Source organism: Desulfuromonas acetoxidans DSM 684 (assembly GCF_000167355.1).
Classification (GTDB): domain Bacteria; phylum Desulfobacterota; class Desulfuromonadia; order Desulfuromonadales; family Desulfuromonadaceae; genus Desulfuromonas; species Desulfuromonas acetoxidans.
On sequence record NZ_AAEW02000031.1, the window covers coordinates 1 to 20,007 of the forward strand.

Below are 20,007 nucleotides of genomic sequence, written 5' to 3' on the forward strand. Positions count from 1 at the left end.
CGCTCTCAATGATAGAAACAGATCAGGCAAAAAGCAAGGGTTTATTATGCGGTATAAACAGTAAATCCGTCTCTTTTCGAAGGTTTTATCCCGATACGAACCTGTGCTAAGGTAGGGCAATTACCTGGATATACGCCATTCTTGCACGGGGTGTTTGTTGCCTGTTCTTTTAAGGAGTCTTCATCTTATATTATGTCTGAAAGCAAACTTTTTAGCCTGTTTCAGGAGCATAACCAATGTCTCGAAGAGGGGTTGGCGCTGTGTGCCGATGTCCTTGATCCTCTGGCCGCCTCCCTGGCGGAATCGTTCGCTCAGGAGCAGCGGCTGCTGATTATCGGCAGCGGAATAATGGCTCCTATTGCCATGGCGGTTGCCCAGGCTTTTGCCTATCAGTTGAATACCGAACGTCCACCGTTGCCTGTTGTTTATGTTGAGCCGGGTGCGGGGATCCGTTCTGCCGTTGCGGCGGGCGATGATGCCGGCCAGCTCTACTGTGGTGCTTTGCAGGCGATTGCCCGTGAAGACGATCAGTTGTTGATTTTTGACGGAACCTCCGATGATGCCGTGATTGGTGCTGCCCAAACGGCACGAGATCTGGATTGTGCCGTGACGGTACTCTGCGCAGGGGATTCGGCGCGGTGGGCCGATGTTGAAACCGACTCGCTGGTGGTGTTGCCGGATGCCGCAGCAGGGCGCCGGGCCGAATTGCTGTTGTTTCTCGGGCATGTCCTGTGTCAGATAGTCGAAGGGGAGTTGTTTGGCCTGTAACAGTGCTGCTGCTGGGAAAGCGGTTGACGTGGTTTTCTCCCGCGCCTACTATGAACGGCTGGACACGATGCGCCGACCTGAGGTCGGCACGATGTATTTATTTCGAGGGATGAGACGCGAGGGATGAGATGAGCTTGAATATCCTGTTGTTTAAGCTGACGTTGGTGGCCTATGCCGTGGCAACAGCCCTGTATCTATTCAGTGCCGTTGCCAATAAAAAGGGCATGGACCGTTGGGGGCGCTTTGCCTTGATGGGGGCGTTTGCCCTGCATACCGTCACGCTGATTGCCCGTTATGTTGAGATCGGCTATACCCCGGTGACCAACCTTCACGAGTCATTGTCGTTCTTCGCCTGGGCTCTTGCCGGAACATTTCTGGTGGTGGACTGGAAGTTGCGCATGGTGGTTCTGGCAGCGACCACCTGTACCATTGTGCTGGTGATGATGTTGTTCGGCAGTCTGGTTCCCATGCATGGTCAGGAACTTAATCCGGCCCTTGACAGTTTCTGGCTGCCGATCCATGTCGCCCTGGCCTTTCTCGGCAATGCGGTGTTTACCGTTGCCTTTGTCGCGGCCATTTTTTATTTGCTGCAGGAGCGGATGCTCAAGAGTAAGAAATTCTCCGCGCTGTATTACCGTCTGCCATCGTTGGAAACCCTCGATATGATCAATTATCGGTGCCTGACCTTCGGATTCCCCCTGATGACGATGGGGATTATCTCCGGTGCGGTGTGGGCGGATGCCGCTTGGGGAACCTACTGGAGCTGGGATCCCAAAGAATCCTGGGCGTTGATCACCTGGTTTTTGTACGCGGCCCTGTTGCATGGTCGTCTGACCACCGGCTGGCGTGGCCGGCGGGCGGCTATTTTTGCCATCATCGGTTTTGCTTTTGTGTTGTTTACCTTCCTCGGTGTCAACCTGCTGCTGCCCGGATTGCACAGTTACAGCTCCATGAATGGTTGACCGGCGTTAAACAAGCCCCGGATCGGATCGGCGGAATTGTCTGAATAGGGAACGTTTCACGGATTTTATATGGATATTTTTGTTGTTGGACTAAGTCATAAAACGGCACCGGTTGCCGTGCGCGAGAAGGTGGCGTTTCCACCGGAAAACATGCAGACCCCTCTCGAACAGGTTCTGGCACTGCCGGGCATTGCCGAGGCGGTGATTGTGTCCACCTGTAACCGGGTCGAACTTTATGCTGTCGGTCCAGATGCCCTGGTTGGCATCAACCAGCTCAAGCGTTTTATGGCCATCTATCATCAACTCGATGATGAGATGCTCGAAGACCACCTGTACAGCCTGAGTGGCGATGACGCCATTCGTCACGTGTTTAAGGTGACGGCCAGTCTTGACTCCATGGTGATTGGTGAGCCGCAGATTCTCGGTCAGATCAAAACCGCCTATGGCTATGCCGTTGAGTTCAAAAGCGTCGGACTGATTCTCAACCGCTTTTTGCACAAGGCGTTTTCCGTGGCCAAACGGGTGCGGACTGAAACCAATATTGCCGGCAATGCGGTGTCAGTGTCGTTTGCTGCTGTGGAATTGGCACGAAAGATTTTCGGCACCATTGAAGGCAAAACCGTTATGTTGGTCGGCGCCGGAGAGATGTGTGAACTGGCGGCCAAACACTTCATGAATAATGGTGTCGATCGGGTTCTGGTCACCAACCGTACCTTTGCCCGTGCAGAAAAACTCGCCAGCGAATTTTCCGGCCAGGCCATTCTGTTTGAGAATTTTCACGATCATCTGCAACAGGTGGATATCTTGCTTTCCTCCACCGGCGCGACCAGTTTTATTATCAACCCGGATCACGTGAATGGCGCGTTACGTCAGCGCAAACAGCGGCCGATGTTTTTCATCGACATTGCCGTGCCACGAGATATTGATCCTCGAGTCAACGATATCAATAACGCCTATCTCTATGATGTCGATGATTTGCAGGGGGTGGTCAATGCCAATCTCAAGGAGCGCCAGAAAGAGGCATCCGCTGCTGAGGAGATTATCGAGCATGAGATTGGTCAGTTCCGGCAATGGTTAGGCGGCCTGGATGTGGTGCCGACCATTGTGGCCCTGCGGCAAAAGGTGGATCAGATGCGTCAGATCGAGGTGGAAAAAACCTTTGCGAATCTCAAGCACTTGAGTGACAAAGATCGCAAAGCGATTGCCGCCATGAGTAATGCCCTGATGAATAAAATTCTCCATCCACCCACCCGGGTGCTGAAACAGGCGCAGAAAGACAACGATGCCCAGCCTTATGTCGATGCCTTGCAGACCCTGTTTGACCTTGAGGTCGACGCCCCTGAAGGTGAAATGAAGCAGATGGATGGCGAATAGTCCATGTCTGCCTTGCCGTTAACTGGAAAGAGGATCCTGGTTACCCGGGCGGCCCATCAGGCGCAAAGCTTTGTGCGTCTGCTCGAAGCCCAAGGGGCGACGGCTATCACCTGCCCGCTGATTGAGATCGTGGCCCCGGCCAGTTGGCAGCGGCTGGATGAGGCTCTGGCCCGGTTGCAGGATTATGACGATCTCATCCTGACCTCGGTCAATGCCGTTGATATGGTTTTTAGTCGCCTGGGAAAAGGTGTCGTGCCGCAAACGGCCCTCGATGGTGTTCGCCTGGTGTGTGTCGGCCCCAAAACGGCCAAATCTCTACAGCACTATGGCTATCAACCCGATCTGCAGCCCGATGAATATCGTGCGGAAGCGGTGGTGGCGGCTCTGACTGCTGAAGGTGTGCGGGGGCGCAAGGTCCTGTACCCTCGTGCTGAGCTGGCCCGCGATCTGATTCCATCCAGCTTGACACAGGCCGGTGCTGAGGTTGATGATCCGATTGCCTACCGGACCTTGCCGGCCAAGGGCAGTGCCTTACAGATTCGCGGTCTGCTTGATGATAAAGCCGTGGATGTCGTAACGTTCAGTTCCTCCTCCAGTGTCGATAATTTTGTTGATCTTCTTGGAGACGACGTGACTCTATTGACACGTCATGTGGTGCTGGCCTCCATTGGGCCGTTGACCACGGCCACGGCTGTTAAGCACGGCCTGGCCATTGAGGTAGAACCAGCGGAGTATACTCTGGACGGACTGGTCCAGGCGTTGATTGATTATTTTAACCCTTCCGGACATTCCGGATAAACGAGGAGAATGACCCATGCTTTTTCCCGAATATCGAGCTCGTCGTCTGCGTCGTGGTGACGTTATGCGCCGCATGGTGCGCGAAACCCATCTGCGTGTTGACGATCTGATTTATCCCATGTTCAGTGCTTTCGGCAACGACATCAAGCAAGAGATCCCCTCCATGCCGGGCATTTATCAGCAGTCCATTGAGCATATCGTTGCCGAAGCGAAAGAGGTTTACGCTCTGGGAATCCCGGCGGTCATTCTGTTCGGTATCCCCGAAGAGAAAGATCCCATGGGCAAAGATGCGTACTGCGACAGCGGCATCATTCAGGAGACCATCCGTGCCATCAAGAAAGAGGTGCCGGAGTTGATGGTGATCACCGATGTCTGCATGTGTGAGTACACCGATCACGGCCATTGCGGCGTGATTAAGGACGGCGATGTCGACAACGATGAAACTCTAAAACTGCTGGCGGCTGAAGCGTTGTCCCATGTTCAGGCCGGTGCCGATATTGTCGCGCCCAGCGACATGATGGACGGTCGCATTGCTGCCATTCGTACCATTCTCGATGAGAACGATTTCAGCCAGATTCCGATCATGAGTTACTCGGTGAAATATGCCAGCGCCTATTACGGTCCGTTCCGTGACGCGGCCGATTCCACTCCGCAGTTCGGTGACCGGCGCAGCTACCAGATGGATCCGGCCAACCGTATTGAAGCGTTTCGCGAAGCGGCTCTCGATGTCGACGAGTGTGCCGATTTTCTCATGGTGAAGCCGGCTCTGGCTTATCTTGATATCCTGCGTGATATCAAAGAGCGCTTTGATCTGCCGCTGGTAGCCTACAATGTGTCCGGCGAGTATTCGATGGTCAAAGCGGCTGCGGAAAAAGGCTGGATCGACCATGATCGGGTGGTGATGGAAACCCTGATCGGCATGAAGCGTGCCGGGGCCGATTTGATTATCACCTATCATGCCAAAGAGGCCGCACAACTGCTCAAGGGGTGATCCCTCTCTGACAGAGCAATAATCTCGACAGGGCTTTCGCGGATGCGGAAGCCCTGTCTTTATCCGGGATGCATTGAATCAACGATGAATAACGAGTTTCAGCGTTTTACCTTAGAGAATGGTGTCCGCTTGTTGGTCACGCCGTGTGCCCATCTTCATCGGGTGGAGATGGTGTGCTATGTGGGAGTCGGCAGTCGTTACGAAACCGCACCGCAGGCAGGTCTTTCGCACTTTCTCGAACATATGATGTTTCGCGGCAATGACCGTTTTGCCAGCGGACCGCTCATTGAACAGGCATTTGAAGCGGTGGGCGGTTCGGTCAACGCGGCAACGGATGCTGAAACGACCAGTTACTTTGCCAGTGTGCATCCCGGATGCGTCGAGGATGGGATTCAGTTGTTTGCTGACCTGCTGCAAACCCCGCATTTTGAAGGGTTGGAGACGGAGCGCTCCATTGTTCTTGAAGAGGCGATGAGCGACTTCAATGAGCATGGTGACGATATCTGTCCGGATAACCTGATGGGGCGGATGATGTGGGATGCCCATCCACTGGCGCTGCCGGTGATCGGCTTTCCCGAAACGATTCGCACCTTTCAGCGTGACGACCTTGTTGGCTGGTATCAACGTTATTACACCCCGGATAATCTGGTGATCTGTGTCGCCGGGCCGGTGGATGTCCAGCAGGTGTTCAAGGCGGTTGCCCATTCTTGGGCAGATTGGCAAGGCCAGTGCCAGGTGAACTTTCAGCCGTTCTCCCCCCAGGCGTTGCCGACCCGTTCGCCGCGCAGTCATTGGGTCAAGGATTCCGATTCGCAGGTGGCGATTCAGTTGGCTTGGCGCACCGACGGGCGGCACAGCCCCACGTCGCTTGGTCTGCGTGCGCTGCGCCAGGTGCTTGGGGATGGTGGCGCATGTCGGCTGATGCTGAGTCTTCGTGAAGATTCCGGTTTAACCTACAGCGTGGATGCCAGTCTGGAAGAGTATGCTGACTGCGGTACGTTTTCCATTGATCTGTCCACGGACCCCGACAATCTGGTGGCAGTGGTAGAGGTGCTCCTCAAAGAAGCGCACCAGGTCCAGCAACCTGTTGGTACAGATGAATTGCAACGGGTGGTGCAACGGGTACAATACCGGCTGGATTTCAGTCGTGACAATGTTGAAGATCTGGCTTCACGGTATGGTTGGGGAGAGTTGACCGGCTGCATGCGCACCCTGGCCGATGAAGCACGCAGTTGGCAGGGGGTCGATGCGGCTCAGGTGCTTGACGCCGCACAAACCTGTTTGCGTCCGGAGCGGATGTATTTTGTCTGTGTCGGCCCTTGGCGTACCAAGGACCGGGAGCGGGTGGAGCAACTGCTTGCCGAGTATGTGCAACAGGGATGTGAGTGACTCCGTAAACCACAAATGAAATAACCCTTTTTTTTCTGATAGTTCTCAGGTGATCCGGATCGTCTTGTAGAGGAAATTCTTGAACTTGTAAAACGTTTTACGCTCGTTGTCATTGTCGCTGCGCGGATCGCAGGCTTTGAGCATGGCGGCGATGCGCGGCATGGTTGACGCACCGCGCTCGCGAGCCAGATGAATGACTGTGGCCACCACGTCCCGTGAGATCTGATGGGCGGAGTAGGGGGCGTAGACGGCAGACCAGAAGTCATCCTGATCGTTGATAATGGCCGTGAAAATGGTGTTGGCTGTTTTTTCGGTCACATTGCCGATGGGGGCGGCGGCTTCCGAGGCGGGTGCACTCTCAAGCGCACGGCGGATGTCCCCAGGGCCGATCACCCGCCCCTGGCGGAAAAACAATGCTCGTAACAGGATCGATCTCAATTCGCGCATGTTGCCCTGGTAGTGATGCTCTTTGAGGACCTGTTGTGCGGCAACGCTGAGTGCCGGTGTGTCATTGGGATCCTCGCCACGTTTGTACACTCGATACAGTTTACCGAGAAAGTGAATGCTGAGGTCGGCGATGTCATCGCGGCGCTCATTGAGCGATGGAACTTCGACGGTCAACTCCGACAGGCGATGGTAGAGGTCCTCGCGGAACAAGCCTTCTTGAATCAGCTGATGAAGGTTTTTATTGGTTGCAGCGATCAACAGCACGCGTGAATAGCGGGTGGTGTTGTCACCGAGGCGGACAAAGCCACCGTTATCGAGAAAACGCAACAGTTGCACCTGGGTTTTCGGGTCGGCATCGCCGATCTCATCGAGAAACACTACACCGCCATGGGCTTCTTCGAGAATCCCCTTACGGTCGGTATGGGCGCCGGTAAAGGCACCGCGCTTATGACCGAACAGTTCGGAGTAGGTCAACTCACCACTGTAGGCGGCAATGTTGCTTTTTTTTACCGGAAGTTCGCTGCGTGGATTGAGCTGGGTCTGGTACATCTCATTGAGGCGCGAATAGATGTTGTTGAACAGAAACTCTTTGCCGCTGCCGGTATCCCCGGTGATGAGAATCGACGGCAATCCCAGGGTGGCTTCTTCAATGTTTTTCTGGTTCCATGACGCCAGCCGGGAAAAAATTGGCGGAGTGACGGTCTGGATGAATTTGACCATCTGTTTGGCTTTTTCTGAGTTGCCGATAATATTGCCGAGTTTGTAAGACGAGATGCTCGGGTCTTTGTATCCGACATCGGAACGCAGGTGTTGCACCTCACCGGTGAGGGCTTCAATCTGTTGTAAGTCGGCCAGGTAGCGTGAGATCATCCGTCCAACGATCTGCAGAATCCGTTTGTGCTCTTCAGTGAAATAATAACTGCGGAAACTGTTGAGGCAGATCACCGCCAACACCTTGTCTTCACTGATGACCGGAACGGCCAGCTCGCTCTTGATGTTGTTGGCCAGATCGAGATAAAACCCTCCCTGATCCTTGATGTCGTCGGTGTTGACAATCAGCTGAGTATGGCTGCTGTGGGCGGCATATCCGGTCAGGCTACGCTGGTCCGGCGGCAGTTCATAGCCGCCGATGCGGATCGGCGGGATATTTTTTTTGCGCCATTCCTTGCTCTTGGCTCCAATCAGCGTGTCAGAGGCATCCTCCACCACCAGCCAGCGACCATCCTCCTGTTCACGCACCACGGCAATACTGCCGGTGTCCGCTCCAATCAGCTCCGTGGCTTTAGACAGCACCCGGCTGAGAAACGGCTGCAGGCCTTCGAAGCGCTCCTGCAGGAGGTCATTGATTTCCGCCAGCACCTGAATTTCCATGTGCTCACCGCCGATCTCTTGGATGACCCGTTCCGCCATCTCAGCATGTGCTTCAAGCAGGCGCTGTTCAAATTCATTGAAGGTGTAGCTTTTATCCGTGTAGTAGTTGACTACGCACAGAATTCGTTTGGTGCTGGCTTCGTAGCGCGGAACGACATACAGCGATTGCAGGCCCAATTGCTCGGTCAGATAACGTTTTTGCAGATCTTCAGATTGAAGATTCGGGATGTACATGGGTTCCAGAAAGCGGTCATCGATAATGATGCCGTTATCGGCAATATAGCGCGATAACAGAGATTCCCCTTTGCTCAGGCTGATGAGTTGTTCATCTTCATACACTTTGCGGTCGTCGCGCTCCTGTGAGTAGGAGGCGAGAATCTGCAATCCTTCCTCATCGCTATCAGCACTTTTGGGCGATGGGATCAGCACCGAAGCCAGCGATAGGTTGTCGACCAGGCGTACGGCTGATTTCATCATGGAGAACGCTGCCTCGCGTTTTTTCTGTTGATCCACCTGGCGGGCGAGAAGCAGTTGCTGGTGATATTTGCGCGCCTGGTCAAGTGTGGTGGCCACCTGGGTCATGAAGGCAACCAGATCGCGTCGCTGCTGGTCTGTGGGCAATTGATGGCGACCGCTGTCGACACACAAAACACCCATGGCGCGGTTTTCCCGCAGAATCGGTAGCATGTAACTTGACGCGATCTGAAAACGGCTTTCCAGCTCACAGTTGTAGCGGCGACTCAATGTTGTATCTTCAAGTGAGGTCTCCTCCTGACTGGCATAGACGCTCGATATAGGGTATGAGCTGCTGTTAATTGGAAAGCTGTAGTTTTGCAATTCCTCATTGTTTAAGCCAGTGGCCATGGCGCATGACAGACTGCCGCTGGTCAGGTCTTCAAGGTAGATGCGGCAACGGTTCTGCTGGGTGAGTCGGTTGCTGGTTTCAGCGATGACATGGAGAATCTCTTCGAGGTTCTCCTTGCCGTAACTGTTGATTTTATGGATATCTGCACTGTAGCCGAGGCCTGAAGAAGTCATGGGCGATCCGGTTGTTAAGAGAGTGTAGTTAATTGTGTACTAAATAGAGTATAGAGAAGTCAGGACAACAAAGTCAAAACGAATATAGTCGGGGTATTGTCATTGGAAGCTGTTATGAAAACGCATTGCCAATTGACGGACGATCCGTTAAATTAACACCAATTTTTTATGAATATGTTGTGAGGAATAATGAGTCCCTATGATGAATTGCGTGACCTGGCAAAAACGGTCAACTGCCCCTGTGGCTATTCGTGCCTGAAAAAGGGCTATTGTTGCAGTGCTGTTTCCGAACGCGTGATTGACGGGCGGATTGTTGCGATTCAGGCGGGAAAACAATCGCATGAAGTAAATTGCGGCTATTACATTGATTTTGGTGGCGGCTGCTATTGCAGTTGTCCGCTGCATGTTGAGATGGTGCGGCGCGGGTTGATGAAAAGTCTGCCAGCCAGCAAAGCGGTTAAAGAAGGCGGGTCTCAAACAGATAATGACGAGGATGCCACCCCGTAAGCTGATCCGTGACCTGATCGCCGGCTTTCCCTGCGACATCCCGTTGCAGAACCAGCCAGATTTTTCCCTGCCAATGTGACCACTCTCCTTGAGCTGTCGCTGTTCCCTGAGATGATGCTTTTATCCCGGTGATGATATAACCCTGTCCATTGCCTTGTTGTGTATGCTGGACCAGAGCATAGCTTTCATTGGCGGCCAGTCCGGTCGCCGTCAAACGAAATCTTCCCTTGTCGGGTTGATAGGTGATTTCAGCCGAGCCAAGTTCAGGTTGTTCCACCCAGCTGCCGGGATGCTTGGCGACCAGCCGCAGCGTTTCTGCTGCAACCGGGGTCACCAGCAGCCAGCCTACCAGGATGAGTAGGGGGATTATCCAAACCTTACTGCTCTTCACGACGTTTTCCCTGACGCTTCTTCCACCACATTGGCAACAGAGACAGAGCCACCACCAGGATGATGCCGATGATGAATTCTTTGGAAACCTGCCCCTTGATCAATTCTCCCAGAGAACTCGATAATGAAATAAAGGCGATGGTTGCCGGTAGCATGCAGATAAATGAGGTGAGGGCGTAATGGCTGAAGCGGATATTGGTCAAGCCGAACGCGTAATTGAGCAGGTTGAAAGGAAACAGTGGTATCAGTCGGGTAAAAGCCACCACTTTCCAGCCGTTGCGTGCCACATCTTCATCGAGCTTTTGCCAGCGCGGTGCAGTGAGTTTGCTTCGAATCCAATCGCGGCCGAGGTAGCGGGCGACAAGAAAGGCCACACAGGCTCCGGCCGTTGCGCCGGTGATGGTATAGACCACCCCCCAGAATGGACCAAACAGGATGCCGCCAAGGATAGTCAGGGGCAGTCCGGGAAGAAACAGGGCTGGCGCTGCGGTGTATAACACCATAAAAATGAGCGGTGCCCAGAATCCGGTGCCGGCAATCCAGTCTCGGAGTTTTTCAGGTTGCAGGTAATCGGCGGCACCGGTCATTTTCAAGGTGACGATGGCGGCGATCAGCAGGGCTAAGACAATGACTTGGCCAAGACGGCTTTTTTTCTTTTGTTCTGTAGTGGTCATGCGACGGTCTCCACGAACGCGACAGGCGATCTGCTTTCTGGCGCGTTTTTTTAGTTGCAGGCGGTTCATATAGCGTTTGAGTGAGCCGGGGCTTTTCTGCTTGCGATCCAGAGCGGTGAGTGGATCAAAAACAATATCCAGCACATGGCTCGCTGAAGCTTCGGGGCGCAGGGCGTCAACGCAGCCGGCGCAGTAGCTGACAACCAGACGTTGATCAGCCTGATCGGCGCGACGCTGGCGCCAACTCAGCGCCAGCTCTTTGTCTTCGGCCATCACGCATCCCCCTTCACCGCAGCATAGTGCTGTCTTTCGGGTGTTTTTCATCTCCTGACATTCCAGGCCAACCTTGTCGATCAGGGAACGAACCGCCTCATGGACGTGGGGTTCTCCGCGGCTGACGCAGGGGTCGTGAATGGTAATCGTTCCTGTGGTGTCTGGACGGGACGGCAAAATGGTCGTATCGAGAACCTCGTACACCGAGCGGCAGTTCATTTCCGGAGCATAGCGTTTGAACACCTGATAGCAGTTGGGGCAGGCCGTGATCACGGTGTTGACCCCATTGTTTTCCAGAAACGCTCGGAGAGGAAAGAATTTTTCGTTGAAGCGGTCAACGTCGCCCAGATCGTGAGAAGGCTTGGTGCAGCAATCCAAGACCAGTCCAAGGCTGGGTTGCTCTGAACGCAGATGCTGATACAGCTCCCAGGTGCGTTCCGGTCGGCTGCCGGTCAAGGCACAGCCGGGGAAGAAGACGCTGGTGCAGTTGGCGGGCAAGGCATAATGACTGAAGGCCTTTGACGTGCCGATCGATTCGTAAAAGCGCAGTCCGCCATATTTTTTTAAGTGCTCCGGGTGCTCGACAATGTAATGACGTCGCATGGACAAAAAGTATTGGTCCAGAGGCAGTTCGGCCGGGCAGACAACATTGCACAGCCCACAAAGACTGCAGGAAAAGGCGAGTTTCCCCTGTTGCGAATCCTGCTCATAGAGCTGTTGAATGGCTGCCGGAGAGCCGTAGCGTTTCAGAAAGGCGCATTGGCGCAGGCAGGCTCCGCAGTCGCTGCAACCATCAACCAGAACGGCAAGATCTCTGTGATCCGGAGAACGTTCAGCTAAACGTGTCATAAGTCCTCTTGTCTTCGTGAACGACCGGTGATCAAGGCTGCTTTTTGAACGTGTTCCACTCTTCCGTGCCACCTTCAAAGTTGATGGCCGAGGGCAATCCGGCGAGTTCATGAACCATCCAGGCGTAACCGGAACGGATGCCGCCGGTGCAGTAGTAAACCACCGGCTTGCTCAGGTCGATGCCCTTTTTCTTCAGCAGACTTTTGAACGCTTGTGCGTCAATGGCCCGGTTGTCTTCGCCCTGATACAGCTCTTTCCAGTCAAGATGAATGGCGTTGGGCAGGTGCCCTGGCAACCACTCCATCCAGTAGTTGCGTGTATCAACCAGGGTGATGTGATCTTTTCTGGCGTCAATCTCTGCGGCGCTGATCTGTAACTGGGGTTGCACTGACGCCTGATAGGTGACTTCTGTCGCGGGAGTTACGGTGGTGACCAGAGGCAGTTGGGCGGATTGCCAGGCCTGAACACCGCCGTCGAGGATATAGACCGGCCCCTGATGGCCCAGCCACGCCAGCAGCCAGGCTGCCCAGCCTTCGCCTCCCCAACTGGTGTCAGCATCGCCGTAGATCAGTACCGCCGATGTTTCGGAGATCCCCATATGGCCCAGCGCTTTGGTCAGTTCGTCCTGCGGTGCGATTCGATAGTTGACGCCGTCACTGTCGGGTCTGGTATAGTCCTCCCAGCTTAACGAATGCGCTCCGGCAATATGGCCCTGCTGGTATTGCGCCAGAGGCCGGGCATCAAGAATCGCCAGATCCTGCAGTTGTTGTGAACCGCGCTGGACATCGAGACGCTGCAGTGAAAAAGCAGACGCATACTGAGTGGTGGATATGAGCATAAGGCACATCAATAACAGAGTTAAAGCCGGGGATAAAGTCGTTTTTGTCAGCACTGCTTTTGCGGTGTGCATGGTTCTTTTCTCCTATGGTGTTCTGTCGAGCGCGGTTGATCTGCGACTGTTTTTGCCTGAGCTTGTCGCCTGTTCCGCACTCGTTGTTGTCTGTGTCAGTGTCTTGTTACTGATCCCCTGTGGGTATCAAAATCGTCGTGTCAGTGTATTTATTCTGTTGATGGCCGCGCTGTTCCGCTTGCTGTTTGTCGCTGCGGCTCCCCAGCTTTCCGATGATGTTTATCGCTATCTGTGGGATGGCCTGCAACTGCTGCAAGGCCATAATCCCTATGCGTTGGCGCCGCAGCAAGTGGTGACGCTATCGGCACCGCTTGCCACGTTACAGAGCCAGATCAATCATCCTCATCTGGTGACAATTTACCCGCCTGCCGCCCAACTTTTTTTTGCTCTGGCCGGAGGTCAACTTCTTGGATTCAAGCTGCTCTGCATCCTGGTTGATCTCGGCAGTTGCATTTTGTTGGCGGGGCTGTTGCGCCGCTTGAACCGCTCGCCCTGGTGGCTGACGATTTATGCCTGGCATCCTCTGGTTGTGCTGGAATGCGCGGGTTCCGGTCATATCGATGTTTTGGCGGTCTTCTTTGTCCTTGCCGCCCTGACCATGGCCCTTTCCACACGTCGCTATGCCGGGTGGTACAGCGGAGTTCTGGTGATGCTGGCGGTGTTGACCAAAGTCTTTCCGGTGATTTTTGCACCGTTTTTATGGCTGATGTTGCCCACCGACCAGCGTCGTGGCTTTGTGGTCGGCGCTGTCACCACGGCCATGGTTTTGCTCGGAGCCTTTGCTCCCGCGATTATCAACGGGGTGGAGACCTTGACTACCTATTCCCGCCATTGGGAGTTTTCCGGCTTTACTTTTCAGCAATTGCGTCTGTGGCTGCATTCCGGTGATCAAGCCCGGTTGCTGCTGGCAACGCTGTTTGGTTTAACTCTTGTTGTCGCCTGGTGGCGACTGAAAAGCATACAACCGTTTGACCCGTGGTCCGTGGTGCGCACCTTGATGGCGCTGGTGCTGGTTTTTCTGCTACTGACCCCGACACTGCATCCCTGGTACGCCTTGTATCTGGTGGCGTTTGCCACATTGGTGCCCCATCCGGCGGCACTGGTGCTGAGCTGGAGTGTCTTACTCAGCTATCAGGTGGTCTCGCACTATCATCTCACCGGCGTTTGGCAGGAACGGGCTGATCTGTCTTTTTATATCTGGCTGGCACCTTTACTGGCTTTGTTGGCCAGTGCGGTCTTTTCCCGTCTCAGCAGGCGGGCAAACAGCTGACCTCGACTGCGCCATGCTTCACGGGCGACCACCCAGAGGATTTTACTCCCCGCTTGTAACACCCCTTTGGCCGTACGACTGATTTTTGATTCTCCGGCGAGTCGCGGCAGGTACGTGACCGGAATTTCGCGGATGCTCAAGGTGTGCTGCAGGGCTTTGATCTGCATCTCAATGGTCCAGCCGAAATTGCAGTCTTTCATGTCTAATTGTTGCAGGGCGTCCCAGCGCAGCACCCGCATGGGGCCGAGGTCCTGATAGCTCCCGCCCCAGATCAGACTGATCAACAGCGTGGCCAGCCCGTTGCCGAAGCGTTGCTGCGGGCTGAGTGCCTGGCGATTTTTGGGAATCCGCTGGGCGAGGACCAGATCGCGTTGCTCGCTGACGAGGGTTTCAATCAGGTGGGCCAATTCGCGGTGGTTGTCGCTACCATCGCCATCGGCGAAAGCGACCAGCTCAGGGGGATTCTGTTTAAGAAATTCAATTCCCGCCAGACACGCCTGACCATACCCCTGACGCGGTTCAGAAACCACAGTCGCACCGTGGTAACGGGCAATCTTAGCGGTTGAATCGGTGGAACCGTTGTCGACAACAATAACCTGCTGGATGTTTGGGGGGATGTTTTTAAAAACCTGAGGCAGTGATTCGGCTTCGTTGCGAGCCGGAATGATCAGTGCAATGGTGTTGCTCTGGGAGTGTAGCATAATGAATCAATCCGCCCGGAGTGCGCTGTGGCACTCCGGGCGATCCTCTTAAAACAAGGTTGTTGCCACAGCCAGGGACCAGGTGTCCCCTTTGGTAGTACTGGCACCGTACAGCTCTTTGAAGTAACTGGCTTCAAGGGAGAAGCGCGAAGTGATCTTGTATCCCACAGTCATTTCCAGTTTGCCCAGATCAACTTCGTAAGGGTTGGAATCGACCTCGGTGAATTTGCCCTCGGGACCGTCATCGCCGTTGCCGACATTGGCTGTGCCATCGAGTTTGGTCCGTGCGTACAGGGCTTTGGTGATGTCAACGCCAGCTTCAATCAGGTAACGGAATTCATCGCCGTATTGCTGAGTTCGCCAGTTATAGCCTGCTTCGACATTAAAATAACCGGGAATCAGAGGGTAAAGCGATTGACCGTATTGCAGGCGCAACTCAAAGTCGTCTTGTCCGTCACCCAACTGAATGTCCGTGCCGAGATTCTGGTCTTTTTCGTCATAGGCTTCACCGGTCTTATACAGGGCTTGCAGTGACAGAACGCCGTTGCTGGTCTGCATAAGACGGTAACGCAGGCCGAATTTAATATCGGCCAGACCGGATGCTCTGGCGGTATTGTCGACACCGCTGTCAAAAGGAACGAGTTCGCCTTCAACCAAACTGCGACCATTGCTCTGGTAAGTCCATTCGGTCTCTTTATAGTCAAACGAACCGATCAGGGTCAGGTTGTCGAGCAGGCCGTATTCGGCATAAACCGACCAAGTTTGTTCGTCGTAATCAAAGTCACGACGTTTGTTTTTGTACACATCGTTGGGCGCGTAAGCTTCTGTGCTGCCATCTTCATAAAAATAGCGGTTGGCTTCATATTCGCTGTACGCCACTCGGGTGTAAAGTTTGCCTTCGGGCATTGTCCAGGCACCGGCCCACAGTTGGGTGGCGGCACACAGCAGCAGTGTGACGGCAACCGCTGTGATTGTGGTCAGACGTGCAGAGTTCATGTTCTTTTCCTCCTAAAAAATAGAATGCATGGTCCTCTGGGGTTGATCATGGCAGAATGAGGACGTTTACGTAATGGCTACAGCTTTTACGATGTTTTATATTGGCAAGTCCAATAGATATAGATAATGTCTATTCCTGAATACATCAGAAAAATCGATTATCTATCTATCAAAAACTGTGATACAAACACGCGTTATGAGAATTTTGACTGATATTTTAACAACTTTGCACTTTGTCGCTATGGCCGGGCTGGCCTGTTATGGACTGCATCGTTTATGGATGTTGCGGCATTGGCTTCTTTTATCACGCCAACCAAAACAGCCTTTGTTGTGGCTGGATGATGAAAACTGTCCCGTTGTGACCGTTCAGTTGCCGCTGTATAACGAGCGCTTTGTGGCGCAGCGTCTCATCGAAGCAACCGCTCAGCTCGACTGGCCGAATGATCGACTACAGATTCAGGTGCTCGATGATTCCAATGACGAGACCTGTGGCGTGGTCGATGCTGCTGTGGCGCACTGGCAGGCATTGGGCGTGGATATCGAAGTGCTGCGTCGTGACAGCCGTCAAGGGTATAAAGCCGGTGCGCTGGCCGCAGCGACATCGAAGGCACGCGGAGAATTTCTCGCTGTGTTCGATGCTGATTTTATCCCTGAAAGTGATTTTTTGCGGCGTACCATGGCGAATTTCACTCAACCGGAGATCGGCATGGTTCAGGCGCGCTGGGGCTTTCTCAATCGCGAGCAAAGTTGGCTGACCCAGTTGCAGGCGATTTTGCTCGGTCCCCATTTCGGCATTGAGCATAGGGTGCGCTGTCATCAGGGCTTGTTTTTCAATTTTAATGGCACTGCCGGGGTCTGGCGACGCCAGACGATTGTTGATGGCGGCGGCTGGCAGGCGGATACGGTGACGGAAGATCTCGATCTGAGTTATCGCTGTCAAATGAAGGGCTGGAAGTTCTGCTACGTTGATGATGTGGTTGTGCCGTCGGAGTTGCCGGTGACTCTGGGCGATTTTCGCGGTCAGCAGCAACGCTGGGCCAAGGGCTCCATGCAGACGGCGCGTAAAATTCTGCCGCTGGTGCTCCGTTCCCGTCAGTCACGCGGCGTAAAAATTGAGGCGATGGCCCATCTGCTGGCCAACCTCGGCTGGTTGTGTGCCGCCATTGCCAGCATTACGCTCTACCCGGCACTGTTGTCGCGTTCGACGCTGCATCTGTGGCAGATTTTGGCGATTGATGTGCCGTTGTTCCTGCTCGCCAGCTTGGCGATCCTGAGCTATTTCTTTCTCTACGCCTATCGTGAGATCGGTTGGAAAGCGGCGCTGTGGGTGCCGGTTCTGCCACTGCTGACCTTGGGGATGGCACCCAGCTTGGCCTGGGCGGCACTCTGTGGCCTCTTTCAGCGCGGTGGCGTGTTTAACCGCACGGCCAAATACGGTACCTCCAATCAAACTCCGGTGAAACGACTGCTGCCGGTGTACAGCCACAAATCCTACCGGGTGCTGTGGGTCAATGGTGCTCTGGTGCTCTACTCGATCCTGCCCGTCGTCCTGACCATTCAAAATCACAACTGGCTGGCGTTGCCCCTGGTTGGTCTGTTTCCTCTCGGGTTTTTCCTGGTCTTTGTCAAAGACTTTCTCGAAATCCGTCACAACCTCTAACAGGCTGTTAAAAAACAGCCTGTGACGCCCATGCAAGGGGCTTTTTCAACACCCTGCGAACTTTCCGTTTAATCAACGACTGGTCGTCAGCAATTTGGCGGCCAGGGCAATGAACACCACGGCGCTGAGGCGGTCCAGAGTCCGTCGTGCGCCATTGTGACGTTGCAGGTAGTGGCCGATGCTGCCGGACAACGTGGCAATCAATCCGAAAACCACAATCGTTGCAAGAATGAACAGAGCGCCAAGCAGCAGCAGTTGTTGACGTATTGGTCCCATGTCCGGTTGGGTAAATTGGGGGAGGAAAGCGAGAAAAAACAGCGATACTTTGGGATTGGTCAGGTTCATGATCACGCCGCGCCGGTAAAGCTTGGCGCCGCTGAGACGCGGCGCCGTCGTCGCGGCATCGTCATGACGGCTGCGCAAACACAGCCAAGCCAGGTACAGCAGATAGAGCACGCCGGCAAGTTTGAGCAGCGTGAATGCGACGAGTGATTGTTCAAAAACAACCGCCACTCCAAACGCCACAGCCGTGGTGTGACCAAGTAATCCGGTACATAAACCCGCCGTCACCAGCCAGCCCGCCTTAGCACCGTGCAGGGCGGATTGTGTCAGGACAAACAGGTTGTCTGGGCCTGGTGCCAGACCAAGTAACACGGCGGCGATCAAAAATGAAATAAGTGTGTCTGGACTCGGCATCTTTCCTCCTTGAGTGACAATTGGTTTGGCGTATCAACAGGGGCCCTCTTGTTTGGTGGATTATTTCCCGTTTGAACGATAAAGTCCAGCCGGTAGCCGGTTTTTCCCCGCAGAAATCGATAGAAGGTCGCAACCCGAATGGCTTTCTGCTATGATGCCCGCCATTCAAAGTGATGTTGAAAACAACCTTTTTTGATTCAGGAGAAAATCCATGTCGAGCAGTTTCGGAACCCTGTTCAAAGTGACGACATTTGGTGAATCCCATTGCCCGGCCGTTGGCGCGATTGTTGATGGTGTTCCCCCGCGCATGACGCTGACCGAGGCCGATATTCAGGTGCAACTGGACCGGCGTCGCCCCGGCCAGAACAAGCTGGGCACGGATCGCGACGAAGCGGATCAGGTGAAATTGCTTTCCGGGGTTGAGTTTGGCAAAACCCTTGGCTCACCCATCGGGTTGATGGTGGCCAACAAAGATCAACGCCCCGGTGATTACGGTTCCATGAGTCAGATCCCGCGTCCTTCCCATGCCGATTATACCTATCGCGCCAAGTACGGGACTCATGCGTCCAGTGGCGGTGGCCGTTCCAGTGCGCGTGAAACCATTGGCCGGGTGGCTGCCGGCGCCATTGCTGAAAAATTTCTCCTGGAAGAATACGGTATTGAAATTGTCTCCTGGGTCAGTTCCGTCGGTGCTGTTGATGCCACAGGCGTAGACATGGAAACGTTGACCCGTCAGCAAGTGGATGGCTGCGATGTGCGGTGCCCCGATGCGGTGGCCGCCGAGCAGATGACGGCTGAGATTCTTGCCGCCCGTGAAGCCAAAGATTCCGTCGGTGGCGTGCTTAGCTGTGTGTGTCGCAATGTGCCTGCCGGTTGGGGAGAGCCTGCCTTTGACCGTCTCGAAGCGCTGATGGCGCACGCCATGCTGTCGTTGCCCGCTTCCAAAGGCTTTGAAATCGGCTCCGGATTCGCCGGTGCCCGCCAGCGTGGTTCCGTTCACAACGATCCGTTTGTTATGAAAAATGGCCGCCTCGGTACCGAAACCAACCGCAGTGGCGGTGTTCAGGGCGGCATCTCGAATGGCGAACCGGTCTATTTTCGGGTGGCGTTCAAGCCACCGGCAACCATTGGCCAGGAGCAACAGACTGTTGATTTTGACGGTAATCCGGCGGTCTTGGCAGCCAAGGGGCGTCACGATCCCTGTGTTGTGGCCCGTGCCGTTCCCATTGTTGAAACCATGGCGGCGCTGGTGCTGGCTGATCTGGCCTTGATCCAACGGATGCGAGCCTGATCCTCTAAAAACAAAAGGCGATTTCCTTAAATGGAAATCGCCTTTTTCTTTTTTACACCGCTGCCGCAAGTGTCAGTTGTCAAGCAGTGGCACCGGAAAGTCCTCCACCACCTGTTCGATGCCGTATTCGGCTAACTCCTCTGCAGAGAGCCATTTGACACCAGACTTGAAAAACAGGCTGGCGTTAAACAGGTTGTCGCTCAGTGCCGACTGGGTTTTGTCAAAACGGTCCTGCCACATCAGTTGTTTGTCCTCGACTCGGACCAGATAGCTGTTGAACGCCACGGAGGCCGGTCTTTCCGCAGAGAGGGATTCCCCTACCCGCTGTTCGAAGCGCCAGATAATACCGACCAGAACATAATGGGCTTTGATCTGCTGGCCAAAGCGTTGCGCCAGATTACGAGGGGTCTCGTCAGCTTGTTTGATCATGCCGAGAAAACGGTTAGTCACCTCTTGCTGCGGGAGGAGTTCATTGGCCAGTCGTTCTGTCAGAGCTTCGTGCATCTGACGGGTTAATGTTTCTTCCGCGTGGGTCAATGTGCTGCCGGGAAGCGTACACAGTCCGCTGAGTTCACAATCCAGGGTCTGCGTCAGTTCTTTGCTTTGCCGGGCAGATGTTCCTGCGGTGAGAAATGGCATGACGGCAAAACTG

The 20,007-nt window shown here is 54.3% G+C and carries 17 protein-coding genes and 1 pseudogene; 10 read left to right on the plus strand and 8 right to left on the minus strand.

What is annotated here, in order from left to right; all coding sequences use genetic code 11:
- Positions 1 to 192: 192 nt before the first annotated feature.
- The 6 genes from DACE_RS15745 to DACE_RS15770 all read left to right on the plus strand — a co-directional run bounded on the left by DACE_RS15745 (position 193) and on the right by DACE_RS15770 (position 6,282).
- Positions 193 to 768, plus strand: a complete 576-nt coding sequence (locus DACE_RS15745; protein WP_006002915.1) for a phosphoheptose isomerase family protein — start codon at positions 193 to 195, stop codon at positions 766 to 768.
- Between the two features lie 128 nt (positions 769 to 896).
- Complete coding sequence (gene ccsB, locus DACE_RS15750) at positions 897 to 1,730, plus strand: c-type cytochrome biogenesis protein CcsB (RefSeq protein WP_006002917.1); 834 nt, start codon at positions 897 to 899, stop codon at positions 1,728 to 1,730.
- Between the two features lie 69 nt (positions 1,731 to 1,799).
- Entirely contained in the window at positions 1,800 to 3,104 is a 1,305-nt protein-coding gene (gene hemA / locus DACE_RS15755; protein WP_006002919.1) for a glutamyl-tRNA reductase, read from the plus strand.
- 3 nt (positions 3,105 to 3,107) lie between these two features.
- The gene (locus tag DACE_RS15760; RefSeq protein WP_006002921.1) at positions 3,108 to 3,902 is read left to right on the plus strand and encodes a uroporphyrinogen-III synthase; all 795 of its coding nucleotides are present in this window, start codon (positions 3,108 to 3,110) and stop codon (positions 3,900 to 3,902) included.
- A 16-nt stretch (positions 3,903 to 3,918) separates the two neighbouring features.
- Positions 3,919 to 4,893, plus strand: coding sequence for a porphobilinogen synthase (gene hemB / locus DACE_RS15765; RefSeq protein ID WP_006002923.1), 975 nt, complete (start codon positions 3,919 to 3,921; stop codon positions 4,891 to 4,893).
- 84 nt (positions 4,894 to 4,977) lie between these two features.
- Positions 4,978 to 6,282, plus strand: coding sequence for a M16 family metallopeptidase (locus DACE_RS15770; RefSeq protein WP_040367816.1), 1,305 nt, complete (start codon positions 4,978 to 4,980; stop codon positions 6,280 to 6,282).
- 45 nt (positions 6,283 to 6,327) lie between these two features.
- On the opposite strand, the gene DACE_RS15775 is transcribed toward DACE_RS15770, so the two are convergent.
- Positions 6,328 to 9,138 (minus strand): GPMC system transcriptional regulator, encoded by a 2,811-nt coding sequence (locus DACE_RS15775; RefSeq protein ID WP_006002926.1) that lies wholly within the window; start codon positions 9,136 to 9,138, stop codon positions 6,328 to 6,330.
- A 189-nt stretch (positions 9,139 to 9,327) separates the two neighbouring features.
- Between DACE_RS15775 and DACE_RS15780 the strand changes: the two genes are divergently transcribed.
- The gene (locus tag DACE_RS15780; RefSeq protein ID WP_006002928.1) at positions 9,328 to 9,645 is read left to right on the plus strand and encodes a hypothetical protein; all 318 of its coding nucleotides are present in this window, start codon (positions 9,328 to 9,330) and stop codon (positions 9,643 to 9,645) included.
- Here the strand turns inward: DACE_RS15780 and DACE_RS15785 are convergent.
- Genes DACE_RS15785 through DACE_RS18285 form a run of 3 tightly spaced genes read right to left on the minus strand, consistent with a single transcriptional unit; the run spans position 9,596 to position 12,669 of the window.
- Entirely contained in the window at positions 9,596 to 10,036 is a 441-nt protein-coding gene (locus DACE_RS15785) for a hypothetical protein (RefSeq protein ID WP_006002931.1), read from the minus strand. The genes DACE_RS15780 and DACE_RS15785 overlap by 50 nt on opposite strands.
- Positions 10,023 to 11,831, minus strand: a complete 1,809-nt coding sequence (locus tag DACE_RS15790) for a VTT domain-containing protein (protein ID WP_006002933.1) — start codon at positions 11,829 to 11,831, stop codon at positions 10,023 to 10,025. Before DACE_RS15790 ends, DACE_RS15785 begins: the two co-directional genes overlap by 14 nt.
- A 31-nt stretch (positions 11,832 to 11,862) precedes the next feature.
- Complete coding sequence (locus DACE_RS18285) at positions 11,863 to 12,669, minus strand: sulfurtransferase (protein ID WP_162013619.1); 807 nt, start codon at positions 12,667 to 12,669, stop codon at positions 11,863 to 11,865.
- Between DACE_RS18285 and DACE_RS15800 the strand changes: the two genes are divergently transcribed.
- Positions 12,662 to 14,011: a glycosyltransferase family 87 protein gene (locus tag DACE_RS15800; protein WP_006002938.1), complete on the plus strand. Its 1,350-nt coding sequence runs from the start codon at positions 12,662 to 12,664 to the stop codon at positions 14,009 to 14,011. The genes DACE_RS18285 and DACE_RS15800 overlap by 8 nt on opposite strands.
- Here the strand turns inward: DACE_RS15800 and DACE_RS15805 are convergent.
- Complete coding sequence (locus DACE_RS15805) at positions 13,933 to 14,712, minus strand: glycosyltransferase family 2 protein (protein ID WP_006002940.1); 780 nt, start codon at positions 14,710 to 14,712, stop codon at positions 13,933 to 13,935. The genes DACE_RS15800 and DACE_RS15805 overlap by 79 nt on opposite strands.
- Positions 14,713 to 14,760: 48 nt before the next feature.
- Positions 14,761 to 15,708, minus strand: coding sequence for a hypothetical protein (locus tag DACE_RS17640; protein ID WP_006002942.1), 948 nt, complete (start codon positions 15,706 to 15,708; stop codon positions 14,761 to 14,763).
- Between the two features lie 196 nt (positions 15,709 to 15,904).
- Here DACE_RS17640 and DACE_RS15815 point away from each other — a divergent pair, with 196 nt between their 5' ends.
- Positions 15,905 to 17,368, plus strand: coding sequence for a glycosyltransferase (locus tag DACE_RS15815; protein ID WP_006002944.1), 1,464 nt, complete (start codon positions 15,905 to 15,907; stop codon positions 17,366 to 17,368).
- A 72-nt stretch (positions 17,369 to 17,440) separates the two neighbouring features.
- On the opposite strand, the gene DACE_RS15820 is transcribed toward DACE_RS15815, so the two are convergent.
- The gene (locus tag DACE_RS15820; RefSeq protein ID WP_006002946.1) at positions 17,441 to 18,064 is read right to left on the minus strand and encodes a LysE family translocator; all 624 of its coding nucleotides are present in this window, start codon (positions 18,062 to 18,064) and stop codon (positions 17,441 to 17,443) included.
- Between the two features lie 211 nt (positions 18,065 to 18,275).
- Between DACE_RS15820 and aroC the strand changes: the two genes are divergently transcribed.
- Complete coding sequence (gene aroC / locus DACE_RS15825) at positions 18,276 to 19,355, plus strand: chorismate synthase (RefSeq protein ID WP_006002948.1); 1,080 nt, start codon at positions 18,276 to 18,278, stop codon at positions 19,353 to 19,355.
- A gap of 72 nt (positions 19,356 to 19,427) precedes the next feature.
- Here aroC and DACE_RS18365 read toward each other — a convergent pair.
- Positions 19,428 to 20,007 (minus strand): annotated as a pseudogene (locus DACE_RS18365) (hypothetical protein); the annotation flags it as partial.

What these genes read in the sequence shown, in the direction of transcription:
- DACE_RS15745 (WP_006002915.1), top strand. Translation starts at nt 193, where the DNA reads ATGTCTGAAAGCAAACTTTTTAGCCTGTTTCAGGAGCATAACCAATGT.
- ccsB (WP_006002917.1), top strand. Translation starts at nt 897, where the DNA reads ATGAGCTTGAATATCCTGTTGTTTAAGCTGACGTTGGTGGCCTATGCC.
- hemA (WP_006002919.1), top strand. Translation starts at nt 1,800, where the DNA reads ATGGATATTTTTGTTGTTGGACTAAGTCATAAAACGGCACCGGTTGCC.
- DACE_RS15760 (WP_006002921.1), top strand. Translation starts at nt 3,108, where the DNA reads ATGTCTGCCTTGCCGTTAACTGGAAAGAGGATCCTGGTTACCCGGGCG.
- hemB (WP_006002923.1), top strand. Translation starts at nt 3,919, where the DNA reads ATGCTTTTTCCCGAATATCGAGCTCGTCGTCTGCGTCGTGGTGACGTT.
- DACE_RS15770 (WP_040367816.1), top strand. Translation starts at nt 4,978, where the DNA reads ATGAATAACGAGTTTCAGCGTTTTACCTTAGAGAATGGTGTCCGCTTG.
- DACE_RS15775 (WP_006002926.1), bottom strand. Translation starts at nt 9,138, where the DNA reads ATGACTTCTTCAGGCCTCGGCTACAGTGCAGATATCCATAAAATCAAC.
- DACE_RS15780 (WP_006002928.1), top strand. Translation starts at nt 9,328, where the DNA reads ATGAGTCCCTATGATGAATTGCGTGACCTGGCAAAAACGGTCAACTGC.
- DACE_RS15790 (WP_006002933.1), bottom strand. Translation starts at nt 11,831, where the DNA reads ATGACACGTTTAGCTGAACGTTCTCCGGATCACAGAGATCTTGCCGTT.
- DACE_RS15800 (WP_006002938.1), top strand. Translation starts at nt 12,662, where the DNA reads ATGAGCATAAGGCACATCAATAACAGAGTTAAAGCCGGGGATAAAGTC.
- DACE_RS18285 (WP_162013619.1), bottom strand. Translation starts at nt 12,669, where the DNA reads ATGCTCATATCCACCACTCAGTATGCGTCTGCTTTTTCACTGCAGCGT.
- DACE_RS15805 (WP_006002940.1), bottom strand. Translation starts at nt 14,712, where the DNA reads ATGCTACACTCCCAGAGCAACACCATTGCACTGATCATTCCGGCTCGC.
- DACE_RS17640 (WP_006002942.1), bottom strand. Translation starts at nt 15,708, where the DNA reads ATGAACTCTGCACGTCTGACCACAATCACAGCGGTTGCCGTCACACTG.
- DACE_RS15815 (WP_006002944.1), top strand. Translation starts at nt 15,905, where the DNA reads ATGAGAATTTTGACTGATATTTTAACAACTTTGCACTTTGTCGCTATG.
- DACE_RS15820 (WP_006002946.1), bottom strand. Translation starts at nt 18,064, where the DNA reads ATGCCGAGTCCAGACACACTTATTTCATTTTTGATCGCCGCCGTGTTA.
- aroC (WP_006002948.1), top strand. Translation starts at nt 18,276, where the DNA reads ATGTCGAGCAGTTTCGGAACCCTGTTCAAAGTGACGACATTTGGTGAA.